The following is an 11,459-nucleotide window of genomic DNA, read 5'->3' as shown; positions in this document are numbered from 1 at the left end:
CTGTTGGGGGGGGCGGTTGGCGCAGGGGGTTGGCTTTGGTGGCCCCCCTCAGCGGCTGTGGGTGGACTCCGGGCCCCAACACCCCACGGCAAGGGTCGCGCTTGGCCGGGCATGTCGCGCAACAAGATGGAAGAGGCTCGGTCTTTGCGGACGCCGCAACAGCTAGGAAACCGTGGCCAGGTCTGGAGACGACACGTCGTACGCCGTGCCGGGCCGGGAAAGCAGCACCAGCAGCACGGCCGCCTTGCGCGGCGTGTCGTCGGAACTGCCCCACTTCACCACGCGGTTACCGCTCAGCGTCAGCTTCACGTCGGCGCCGGACGTGGCCGACAGCTGCACCACGTCGGGCCGCAGCTTCTCCGGCAGGTCGTTCAACACCCCGACCGCGGCGCGAGTGGCCGGGTCAGCGGGCGACGGCGCGGCCAGGACCAGTTCCGGCACGCCCGGTGCCGCCGCGGGGAGGACCGCGTAGTCCTTGCCGGTCGAGTCGACGAGGTGGAAGCCGTCGGGCAGCTTCACCGAGCCGACGGGTACGCGTTCGGTGATCAGCAACCGGACCGTGCCCGGCAGCTGGCGTTCCACCTCGACGGCGGCGACGCGGGGCACGGCGGCCACGCGCTCGTGGATGCCGACGAGATCCAGGCGCACCAACGGGGAGCCGGGCTCGATGGCGGCGGCGCGACGGACTTCGTCGTCGGTCAGCACCACGGCACCATGCACGTCTACCTGGTGGACGCCCAGCAACGGCGTGAAGAACACGCCGTACGTCAAGCCCACGATGGACAGCAACGTCAGCAGCGCGACCAGGCGGCGGCGCAGGATGATCCTGCGCCGCGCCCGGTACTCGGCGCTCTTCGGCCTCCGGTTCGAGGCTTGGCGAACTCGTGTGGACCTGCCACGAACCGGGGCACTCATGACGGCTCTTCGAGTGGCAGTGCGCTGACGATCTCGGGGCCGAGCATCGTCACGTCGCCCGCCCCCATGGTGATCACCAGGTCGCCCTCGCGGACGAGCGACGCCACCAGTGCGGGCACGCGGTCGAACGACGGCTCGTAGTGCACGGAAGCCGTCACCTGGTCGGCGATCAGCGCGCCGGAGACACCGGGTTCCGGTTCCTCGCGGGCGCCGTACACGTCCAGCACCACGACCTCGTCCGCCAACGACAACGCGGCGGCGAACTCACTGGCGAACATGCGGGTGCGCGAATACAGGTGCGGTTGGAACACCACGACAACACGGCCCGCCGCGGCGACCGGACGCGCCGCACGCAGCTGCGCGTCGACCTCGGTCGGGTGGTGCGCGTAGTCGTCGTAGACGGACACGCCACCGGCACGGCCCTTGAACTCGAACCGCCGCCGCACGCCACCGAACGCCGCCAGGCCTTCGAGCAGCCCGGCCTGGTCGGCACCGAGCTCCAGACCGGCCAGCAGCGCGGCCACGGCGTTCAACGCCATGTGCTCGCCCGGCACGGCGACCTGGACCTCGACCGCCACGCCGTCGATCTCGACCGACGCCAGGCCGCCGCTCTCCGACGGCTTGTAGTCGATGATCCGCGCGTCCGCGGCCGTCCGGCCGTACTCGCGCACGCGGATGCCGCGGGCCCGGGCCTCGGCGATCAACCGCGCGGCACCGGGATCGTCCACACAGGACACCAGCACGCCGCCCGGCACGATCCGGTCGAGGAACGAGTCGAACACGGCCGTGTACGCCTCAACGGTGCCGTGGTGGTCGAGGTGGTCCGCCTCGACGTTCGTCACGACGGCCACCGACGGCGAGAAGAACAGGAACGAGCCGTCGGACTCGTCCGCCTCCGCCACGAACACCCCGCCGGTGCCCTGGTGCGCGTTGGCGCCGGACTCGTTGAGGTCGCCACCGATGGCGAACGACGGGTCCAACCGGCAGTGCTGCAACGCGACGGTCAACATCGAGGTGGTCGACGTCTTGCCGTGCGTGCCCGCGACACACACCACCCGGTGGTCTTCCATCAACCCGGCCAGCGCCTCCGCACGACGCAGCACCGTGATGCCGCGTTCGAGAGCAGCCGAGTACTCCGGGTTCGACGGTTTGATCGCGGTCGACACCACGACCTCTGTCGGTCCGCCGACCAGCTGATCCAGGTTCGCGGCGTCGTGCCCGACGGCGATCCGCGCTCCCTGGGCGCGCAACGCCAGCACGGTCCGCGAGTCCTTGGCGTCCGAACCGGACACCTGCGCACCGCGCGCCAGCAGGATCCTGGCGATGCCGCTCATGCCGGCACCGCCGATGCCCACGAGGTGAACGCGTTCGAGGCTCACTTCTTGATCACCTCCAGCACGGTGCGGGCCAGGACCTCGTCCGCCTCGCGACGGCCGGTGCCCAGCGTCGCGGCGGACATCTGCGCCAACCGGCCGCGGTCCGCCATCAGCGGCACGACCAGGGACGCGACCTTCTCGGGCGTCAGCTCCTCGTCCGGTACCAGCAGGCCACCGCCGGCGGCGACGACCGGACCGGCGTTGAGGGCCTGCTCGCCGTTGCCGATCGGCAGCGGCACGAACACCGCGGGCAGACCGACCGCGGACACCTCGGCGACGGTCATCGCGCCCGAACGGCACAGCACGGCGTCCGCGGCGGCGTACGCGAGGTCCATGCGCTCCAGGTACGGCACCGGCACGTACGCGGGTGCACCCGGAACCTGTTGCACCGCAACGCTGTTCTTCGGGCCGTACGCGTGCAGCACACCGACGCCGGCACGGGCGAACTCGGCCGCCACCGGCGCCACGGCCTCGTTGATCGACCGCGCGCCCTGCGAGCCGCCGAACACCAGCAGCGTCGGCGCGTGCGGGTCCAGGCCGAAGAACCGGCGGGCCTCGTCGCGCAGCGCCGCGCGGTCCAGCGTCGTGATGGACTGGCGCAGCGGGATGCCGATGATCTGCGCGTCGGTCAGCCCGGAGTCCGGCACGGCCGCCGCGACGTGCTCGGCGAACTTGGCGCCGACCTTGTTCGCGAGACCGGCCTTGGCGTTGGCCTCGTGCACGACGATCGGCACGCGGCCACGCGCGGCCAGGTAGGCGGGCAGCGCCACGTAGCCGCCGAACCCGACGACGACGTCCGCGCCGACGCGTTCGAGGACCTCACGCGTCTGCTTCACCGCGCCGCGCACGTTCAACGGCAGCTTCAGCAGGTCCAGCGTGGGCTTGCGCGGCATCGGCACCGGTGGGATCAGCTCCAGCGGGTACCCGCGGGCCGGCACGATCTTGGTCTCCAGGCCGCGCGCGGTGCCGAGCGCGACGACGCGTGCGTCCGGTCGCAGCCGCATGACCGCGTCGGCCAGCGCCAGTGCCGGCTCGATGTGTCCCGCGGTGCCACCACCTGCGACGACAACGCACGGACCACTGGGGGCGGGGTGCCCGGTCAAGACTTGCCTCCGGTATTCGTCTTCGGATCTGCAAGTACCGCCAACCGGGGTGTCGGCGGTACTTGCAGACGCCAGTTCAGGGATCAGTTGTATCGCCCGCGACCGCGGGTCGACCGGCCTTGTTCGGAACGGCTCTGGTTCACCCGCCGTGTTTCGCGGCGACGGTACTCCGACGGTGGAGCGGACCTTCCTGCCATACGACGTTCGTCGACGACCGGGAGTTGCGCGGTGCGCCTGCCCGGTGCGCGCGGCGGCGTGGACGGGCGGACCGGCTTGCGCTTGGGCGGCGGCCGGTACGCCTCGGGCGCGGGCAGCTTGAGCAGCCCGCCGACCCGGCCGGGACCGAGCGACCGCAGCGCCGCCACGGCGTCGGGCTCGTGCCGCGCGCAGTTCGCCAGGATGCCGAACACGATCATGGTCATCACGACCGACGTGCCACCGGAGGAGATCATCGGCAGCGTGATGCCGGTGACGGGCAGCAGCCGCACGACGTAACCGATGTTGATCGCGGCCTGCGCGACCAGCCACACCGTCAGGGTCGCGGACACGATCCGGATCCACGGGTCGGTGTTGCGCGCCGCCACCCGCAGGCCGATCCACGCGAGGCCGCCGAACAGCGCCAGCACCAGCGCGCACCCGACGAACCCGAGCTCCTCGCCGATGACCGCGAAGATGAAGTCCGACTCGACGTTGGGCAGGTACCGCCACTGCGAGCTGCCCTGCGCGAGCCCCTTGCCGAAGAACCCGCCCTCGGCCAGCGCGAACATCGCCTGCCGCGCCTGCAGGCCCGCTCCCTGCGGATCGGCGTTGGGGTCGAGGAACGACGTCACGCGCTGCAGCCGGTACGCGGCACCGATCGCGAGCACGACGGCACCGGCCAGCGCACCGCCGGCGATCACGCCGAACAACCGCATCGGCGCGCCCACGAACCACAGCAGGCTGATCAGCACCACGCCGAGCGTGATCGTGCCGCCGAGGTCGGGCTGCAGCATGACCAGCGCGAACACCAGCATCGCGACCGGCACGACGGGCACGAGCAGGTGCCGGTACTGCGACAGCAACGCCCGCTTGGTGACCAGGACGTGCGCGCCCCACAACGCCAGCGCGAGCTTCACGGCCTCGATCGGCTGGAACGAGATCGGCCCGACGGTGAACCACGACCGGGCGCCACCGCGGACGTCGCCCAACGGTGTCAGCACCAGCGCCAGCAGCAGCACGCCGACGCCCATCGCGGCGGTCGAGAGGTGCCGCAGCCGTCTGAGCGGGAACCGCAGCACCAGCCAGAACAGCACGGCACCGATGCACACGAAGATCAGCTGCTTCTGGAATACGCTGTACGCCGACACACCCGACGCGACCTGCCCCGGCGCCGAGGCCGACAGCACCATCACCAGACCGAGCACGGTGAGCATGCCGAAGATCGCGAGCAGCAGGTGGAAGTCGGCGAGCGGACGGCTCAGCCACGCGGTCAGCCCGCCGCGCAACGACGCGATGCGACCCGCGGGCCGCACCTTGCGCTTGGGTCTCGTCTTCTCCGCGACGACGCTCATCGGCCGATGAGCTCCTGCACCGCGGCCGTGAACGCCTGCCCGCGATGGGCGTAGTCGGTGAACATGTCCATGGAGGCCGCCGCCGGCGCGAGCAGCACGGTGTCCCCCGGCCTCGCGAGTTCCTGAGCAGCCCGTACCGCGACGGTCATGGGCTCATCGTCCCCCGTGTCAAGCACACGAACGGGGACATCCGGCGCGTGTCGCGCCAGCGCGTCCGCGATGACCTGGCGGTCCTGGCCGATCAGCACCGCGCCGCGCAGCCGGTGCGCCTCGGTGCGCACCATCTCGTCGACCGACGCGCCCTTGAGCAGGCCGCCGGCGATCCAGACGACGCTGTCGAACGCCCGCAGCGATGCCACCGCGGCGTGCGGGTTCGTCGCCTTCGAGTCGTTGACGTATCGGATGTCGGAGGAGTCCACGGCGACGAGCACCGCGCGGTGCGCCGCCGGTTCGAACGCCTCCAGGCCCTCGCGCACGGCCTCGGACGGCACACCGTAGGCACGTGCCAGCGCCGTGGCGGCGAGCGCGTCCGCGATGCCGGGAGGACCGGCCGGGCGGATCTTCGCCACCTCGACCAACGGCTCGTCGTCGGCGAACGCGCGGTCGACCAGCCAGCCGTCGCGCACGCCGAGCTGGCCTTCGAGCGGCTCGTCCAGGGTGAAGCCGACCCGGTCGCGGGCGGGCGAGGCCTCCAGCAGGTCCACGACGAGGTCGTCGTCGAGCCAGCCGATCGCCACGTCACCGGTGAGGATCCTGGCCTTGGCCTGCGCGTAGGCGTCCATGCCGCCGTGCCAGTCGAGGTGGTCCTCGGCGAGGTTGAGCAGCGCGCCCGCCTGCGGCCGCACCGACGGCGACCAGTGCAGCTGGAAGCTCGACAGCTCCACGGCGAGCACCCGGCGTCCGGCCAGCAGCGCGTCCACCACGGGCAGACCGACGTTGCCGCACGCCACGGCGTCCGCTCCGGCCGCGTGCAGGATCGACTCCAGCATGCCGACCGTGGTGGTCTTGCCGTTCGTGCCGGTCACCGCCAGCCACACCGGCGGGTCGGCCAGCTCGGCGGCCATCCGCCAGGCCAGCTCGACCTCGCCGATCACCTCGATGCCCGCCGACGCGGCGGCCGCGAGCAGCGGGCTCGACGGCTGCCAGCCGGGACTCGTGACGACCAGCGAGGTACCCGCGGGAGGTTCGGTCAGCCCCGGCACCAGCTCGACGCCTTCGAGCAGCGTCTCCAGCGCCATCAGCCGTTCCGGCGACGAGTCCGTCACCACGACCTCGGCGCCCGCCGCGAGCAACGCCTCGGCGGCGGACCGGCCGGTCACGCCAGCACCGGCGACCAGTACCCGTGAACCGGCCAGCTTCGTCATCCCTAGAACCCGCCCGTCAGCCACTCGCTGTAGAACACGCCGAGCCCGAACATGCAGCAGATGCCCGCCATCAGCCAGAACCGGATGATGACGGTGGTCTCCGCCCAGCCTGCTAGCTCGAAGTGGTGGTGGAAGGGGGCCATGCGGAACAAGCGCCGCCGTGAGGTGCGGAAGACCGCGACCTGCAGCGCCACCGACAGGGCCTCGACCACGAACAGGCCACCGATGACGATCATCAGCAACTCGGTGCGGGTCGCGATCGCGAGACCCGCGACCAGGCCGCCGAGCGCGAGCGACCCGGTGTCACCCATGAAGATCTTGGCCGGGGCGGCGTTCCACCAGAGGAAGCCGATGCAACCCGCCATCGCGGCCGCGGCGATCACCGCCAGGTCCAGCGGGTCGCGCACGTCGTAGCACCCGGCGACGGCGTAGCTGGAGCAGTTGTAGCGGAACTGCCAGAACGAGATCACGACGTACGTGCCGAGCACCATCGCCGACGAACCACCGGCGAGACCGTCGAGGCCGTCGGTCAGGTTCACGGCGTTCGACCACGCGGCGACCATGCCGTAGCAGAAGACGATGAACCCGACGACGCCGAACGAGACCACGGTGATGTCGCGGACGAACGACAGGTTGACCGACGCGGGCGTCAGGCCGTCCTTGTTCGGGAACTGCAGCACGAGGATCGCGAACGTGATCGTCGCGATGAACTGGCCGACCAGCTTCGCGGTCTTGTTCAGGCCCAGGTTGCGCTGCTTGCGGATCTTGATGAAGTCGTCCAGGAAACCGACGATGCCGAGCGACGTCGTCAGCATCAGCACGAGCAGACCGGACGCCGTCGGGTTCTGCCCGGACGCCGAGGCCGACATCGAGTTCACCAGGTGCGTGCCGAGGTAGCCGGCCCACATCGCGACCAGGATGGCGACGCCGCCCATGGTCGGCGTACCGCGCTTGGTCTTGTGGTGCTGCGGGCCGTCCTCGCGGATCTCCTGGCCGAAGCCCTGACGGGAGAAGATCTTGATCAGGTAGGGCGTCAGCAGGATCGACACCGCGAGTGCGATCGCTGCCGCGATCAGGATGCTCTTCACTTGGTTCCTGCCTCCAGCAGGGCCTCGGCGATGCGCCACAGGCGGTAGGCGTTGGATGCCTTGACCAGCACGACGTCACCGGGCCGGACTTCCGCGCGCAGCAACGCGATCACCGCGTCCACGTCCGGCACCAGAACGGATTCCTCTCCCCAAGATCCTTCCAGGTGCGCTCCCTGGTGCATCGCGCGGGCCGCGTCTCCGATGACGACGAGCTTGCTGATGTCCAGGCGCACCACGAGGCGGCCGATCTCGTCGTGCTCACGAACCGCGTCTTCGCCCAGTTCCGCCATCGGGCCGAGGACGGCCCAGCTGCGGCGGGCGGGGGTGGTGGCGCGCGAGATCGTCGCGAGCGCCTTCAACGCCGCCCGCACCGAGTCCGGGTTCGCGTTGTACGCGTCGTCGATGACGGTGACGCCGTCCGGCCGGTCGGTGATCACCATGCGGTGCGCGGAAACCCGCTCCGCGGCGCCGAGCCGTTCGGCGACCTCCTCCGGCGTGGCGCCCAGCTCCAGTGCGATCGCGGCGGCGACCAGGGCGTTGCCGACCTGGTGCAGACCGTTCAGCCCGAGCCTGACCTGCGCGTCGCCCTTGGCCGTCTTCAGCGTGAAGGTCGCACGGGCCTGCTCGTCGAGCACGATGTTCTCGGCGCGCACGTCGGCGTTCGGGTTCTCACCGACCAGCACGACCTTGGCCCTGGTGCGGCTCGCCATGCCCGCCACCAGCGGGTCGTCGGCGTTGAGGATCGCGACACCGTCTTCCGGGAGCGCCTCGACGAGCTCGCCCTTGCCCTGCGCGATGCCTTCCCTGGAGCCGAACTCGGACAGGTGCGCGCTGCCGACGTTCAGCACGGCGCCGAACTTCGGCGGCGCGACCTCGCACAGGTTCGCGATGTGGCCGATGCCGCGCGCGGACAGCTCCAGCACGAGGAACTTCGTGTCCTCTGTGGCCCTGAGCGCGGTCCAGGGGTGGCCGAGCTCGTTGTTGAAGGAACCGGGTGGCGCGATGGTCTCACCGGTGGGGCTCAGCACCTGGGCGATGAGGTCCTTCGTGGACGTCTTGCCCGCCGAACCGGTGATGCCGACGATCGTCAGGTCCTTGAGCCGGTCCGTGACGTGGCGGGCGAGCTTCGCGAGCGCTTCGAGCACCGCGGCGCCCTCGCCGTTCTTGTCGCCCGCGAGCACGTAGGCGTTGGCGTGCCTGGTCGGCACCGGCGGTGCGATCACCGCGGGGGCGTCGACCTCCCGGCCGGCCAGCACGCCGACAGCACCGGACGCGACCGCCTGGGCGGCGAAGTCGTGGCCGTCCACGCGTTCACCGGGCAGCGCCAGGAACAGGCCGCCCTCGGTGATCTTGCGGGTGTCGAACTCGATGGAGCCGGTGACCACCGGGCTGCCATCGGTTGCGTGCAACCGTCCGCCGACGATCTGAGCGATCTCGGCGAGCGTGAGTGCGATCAACGGTGCGCCTTTCTGATCGCGGCGGTCAGCGTCTCGACGTCCGAGAACGGGTGGATCACGCCGGCGATCTCCTGTCCCGTCTCGTGTCCCTTGCCCGCCACGACGACGACATCGCCCGGATGTGCGAGCTCCACGGCCTTGAAGATCGCGAGCTTCCGGTCACCGATCTCGAGCACCTCGCCCCTGTTCTCGGCGGCGAGGGCCCCTTCGAGCATGGCGGCCCGAATGGAAGACGCGTCTTCGCTCCTCGGGTTGTCATCGGTGATGATCAACACGTCGGCGCGCTGCGCGGCCGCCTCGCCCATCAGCGGGCGCTTGGCCCGGTCGCGGTCACCGCCGCAGCCGAGCACGATGATCACCCGGCCGTCGGTCTTGGCGCGCACGGCGTCCAGCGCGAGCGCGACTGCGGCGGGCTTGTGCGAGTAGTCGACGACCGCCGTGAACGCCTGGCCCTCGTCGACGCGCTGCATCCGGCCGGGCACCTGGACGTTCGCGAGACCGTCCCGGATCGCCTCGCCGGGGATGCCCTCCGCGTGCAGGCAGGCGATGGCGACCAGCGCGTTCGCGATGTTGAACGTGCCGGCCAGCGGCAGGTGGATCCGGAGGTCGCCGTCGGGGCCGTGCGCGGTGAACGTCTGCTCACCGGTCGGGCTCACCTCGACACCGCTCGCGGTCCACGTGGCGGGCTTGGTGGTGGCGACGGTGATCGTGTGGTCCTTGACGAGCCGGGGACCCCAGTCGCCGTCGACGCAGACGATCTCCCTGCGCGCGCGGCCGTCGAACAGCTGCGCCTTGACCTGGAAGTACTCCTCCATGTCGGCGTGGAAGTCGAGGTGGTCCTGGCTGAGGTTGGTGAACGCGCCGACCTCGAACTCGGTGGCGGCGACGCGGCCCATGTGCAGCGCGTGGCTCGACACCTCCATCGCCACGTCGGTGACGCCGCGCTCGGCCATCACCGCGAACAGCGCCTGCAGGTCCGGTGCCTCGGGCGTGGTGTGCGAGCTGCCGAGCTGCTCGGTGCCGATGCGGGTGCCGACCGTCCCGATGAGACCCGTCTGCCGTCCCGCGGCCTTGAGCACCGACTCGATCATGTACGTGGTCGTGGTCTTGCCGGACGTGCCGGTGACCCCCCACAGCCTGACCTTGGTCGACGGCCGTCCGTAGACGTGCGCGGCGAGCAGCCCCACGACCTCGCGCGGCCGCGGGTGGATCAGCACTGGCACGTCCTTCAGGGCTCCGACACTAAAAACAGGGCGCGCGGCTCCGGCCTCGTCCGTGAGCACCGCGACCGCGCCGTTCGCGAGAGCCGTCTCGGCGAAGTCGGCACCGTGCACGCGAGCACCGGGCAGCGCGGCGTAGAGGTCACCGGGGACCACGTGCTGGGCACGCAGAGTCACCCCGGTCACCTGGACGTCGGCATGCGCGGGCCTGGTCAGGTGCACGTCGGCGACCGCGGCGAGAGCAGCCGCGGATGCAGGTCGGATGCGGGCGGGGCGGGGCGGGGCGGTCGCGACCTTGCCCTCGAGCTTGGCAGGCACGGGCAAGAGGCTACCGGCGTGCACGGAGTGGCCGAGCGGCGCGTTGGCGTTCGGGTGATGATCGGCCGCGATGGGCCGATCGAGTGGCCGTTTCCGCTGGTCCTGCGGAGTGAGCCCGTCCGGCGGAACAAGTTCCTGCCCGCTTTGTGACTTCCGACCCTGTGGACGCGAGGACACGCGCGGTGAGGTGGAGACGGCAGGAGGCGGCGATGAGAACAACCACGACGGTGCAACCCAGGAGGTTTTCCTTCTGGGCACCTGATTTCAGTCGTTCCGTGACGGTCGGGGTCGACACTTCCGAAACCGCGTACCACGCGTTCGAGTGGGCGGCGCGCCACGCGTGGTCGTTGCGGACGGATCTTCAGGTGTACCTCGCGGACCCCGGCGACACGACGGTCCAGCGGGTCCTCGAACGACTCCCCATGCTCACCGCCCACTTCCGCCCGAGCGGTGACGACCCGGTGGCCGCACTGGTGAGGGCGTCGGACTCGAGCGCGACCTTGGTCTTGGGGTGCAAGGGCGAACAGCACCGCAGCCTGGGTCTGGGGTCCCTCGTCCTCCCGGTGTTGCGCCGCGCGCGGTGCGGAGTCGTAGTGGTGCGCGGACGGCCCCCGGCGATCCGTGGCGAGTACGGCTGGATCACCGCCGCCGTCGGCGGGTGCGAGGACCCGGTCGTGCTGCGGCGCGCGGTCGAGTTCTGCCGCACCCGCCGAGCGTCGCTGCGCCTGCTGCACGTCCACCCGCCGGCCCTGCACGGCGTCGTCATGCCCCGCGACGAGGCCGCCGTCCGGCGCGCGGTGTTGTTCCTGCGTACCACGGCCCCCGAGCTGACACCAGAGGTCGTCGTCGAGTCCCGGCACCCGCACGAGACACTGGCCTCTTTGGACTCCGACCTCGTGGTGGTCGGGCGCGGCGGGCAGAACGACGGCTTCGGCCTGATCACGCGGGCGGCTTTGTACCACGCTTCGTGCCCGGTGCTGGTGGCTCGGCCGGAGCCCCTTCACGACGATCGGGTGGTGCCGTGACCGATAGCTCGTTCGGGGACGCACGAGCTATCTAGCATGGGCT

Annotated in this window: 9 protein-coding genes; 1 reads left to right on the top strand and 8 read right to left on the bottom strand. The window is 70.9% G+C overall.

What is annotated here, in order from left to right:
- Positions 1 to 162: 162 nt before the first annotated feature.
- The 8 genes from ABZV40_RS04150 to ABZV40_RS04115 form a co-directional block, all read right to left on the bottom strand.
- A complete protein-coding gene (locus ABZV40_RS04150; protein ID WP_355435453.1) occupies positions 163 to 915 on the bottom strand; it encodes an FtsQ-type POTRA domain-containing protein in 753 nt (250 codons plus the stop codon).
- Positions 912 to 2,294, bottom strand: a complete 1,383-nt coding sequence (murC, locus tag ABZV40_RS04145) for a UDP-N-acetylmuramate--L-alanine ligase (protein WP_355435450.1) — start codon at positions 2,292 to 2,294, stop codon at positions 912 to 914. The genes ABZV40_RS04150 and murC overlap by 4 nt, the downstream gene beginning before the upstream one ends.
- The gene (murG, locus tag ABZV40_RS04140) at positions 2,291 to 3,394 is read right to left on the bottom strand and encodes an undecaprenyldiphospho-muramoylpentapeptide beta-N-acetylglucosaminyltransferase (RefSeq protein WP_355435448.1); all 1,104 of its coding nucleotides are present in this window, start codon (positions 3,392 to 3,394) and stop codon (positions 2,291 to 2,293) included. Before murG ends, murC begins: the two co-directional genes overlap by 4 nt.
- Before the next feature lie 83 nt (positions 3,395 to 3,477).
- Positions 3,478 to 4,944, bottom strand: a complete 1,467-nt coding sequence (gene ftsW / locus ABZV40_RS04135; protein WP_355435445.1) for a putative lipid II flippase FtsW — start codon at positions 4,942 to 4,944, stop codon at positions 3,478 to 3,480.
- Positions 4,941 to 6,308: a UDP-N-acetylmuramoyl-L-alanine--D-glutamate ligase gene (gene murD, locus ABZV40_RS04130; protein ID WP_355435442.1), complete on the bottom strand. Its 1,368-nt coding sequence runs from the start codon at positions 6,306 to 6,308 to the stop codon at positions 4,941 to 4,943. Before murD ends, ftsW begins: the two co-directional genes overlap by 4 nt.
- A gap of 2 nt (positions 6,309 to 6,310) precedes the next feature.
- A complete protein-coding gene (gene mraY, locus ABZV40_RS04125) occupies positions 6,311 to 7,396 on the bottom strand; it encodes a phospho-N-acetylmuramoyl-pentapeptide-transferase (RefSeq protein WP_355435439.1) in 1,086 nt (361 codons plus the stop codon).
- Positions 7,393 to 8,853 carry a UDP-N-acetylmuramoyl-tripeptide--D-alanyl-D-alanine ligase gene (murF, locus tag ABZV40_RS04120; RefSeq protein WP_355435436.1) on the bottom strand — a complete coding sequence of 487 codons (1,461 nt, stop codon included), beginning with the start codon at positions 8,851 to 8,853 and terminating at the stop codon, positions 7,393 to 7,395. Before murF ends, mraY begins: the two co-directional genes overlap by 4 nt.
- Entirely contained in the window at positions 8,850 to 10,391 is a 1,542-nt protein-coding gene (locus tag ABZV40_RS04115) for a UDP-N-acetylmuramoyl-L-alanyl-D-glutamate--2,6-diaminopimelate ligase (protein ID WP_355435433.1), read from the bottom strand. The genes murF and ABZV40_RS04115 overlap by 4 nt, the downstream gene beginning before the upstream one ends.
- 275 nt (positions 10,392 to 10,666) lie before the next feature.
- Between ABZV40_RS04115 and ABZV40_RS04110 the strand changes: the two genes are divergently transcribed.
- Positions 10,667 to 11,416 carry a universal stress protein gene (locus ABZV40_RS04110; protein ID WP_355435430.1) on the top strand — a complete coding sequence of 250 codons (750 nt, stop codon included), beginning with the start codon at positions 10,667 to 10,669 and terminating at the stop codon, positions 11,414 to 11,416.
- The last annotated feature ends 43 nt before the right edge of the window (positions 11,417 to 11,459 follow it).

Origin of the sequence: Lentzea sp. NPDC004782 (assembly GCF_040609115.1) — a bacterium.
In the GTDB taxonomy this organism is placed as follows: domain Bacteria; phylum Actinomycetota; class Actinomycetes; order Mycobacteriales; family Pseudonocardiaceae; genus Lentzea.
Note: the sequence above shows the minus strand (reverse complement) of the source record. Positions and strands in the feature narration are given on the sequence as shown.

What these genes read in the sequence shown, in the direction of transcription:
- ABZV40_RS04150 (WP_355435453.1), bottom strand. Translation starts at nt 915, where the DNA reads ATGAGTGCCCCGGTTCGTGGCAGGTCCACACGAGTTCGCCAAGCCTCG.
- ftsW (WP_355435445.1), bottom strand. Translation starts at nt 4,944, where the DNA reads ATGAGCGTCGTCGCGGAGAAGACGAGACCCAAGCGCAAGGTGCGGCCC.
- murD (WP_355435442.1), bottom strand. Translation starts at nt 6,308, where the DNA reads ATGACGAAGCTGGCCGGTTCACGGGTACTGGTCGCCGGTGCTGGCGTG.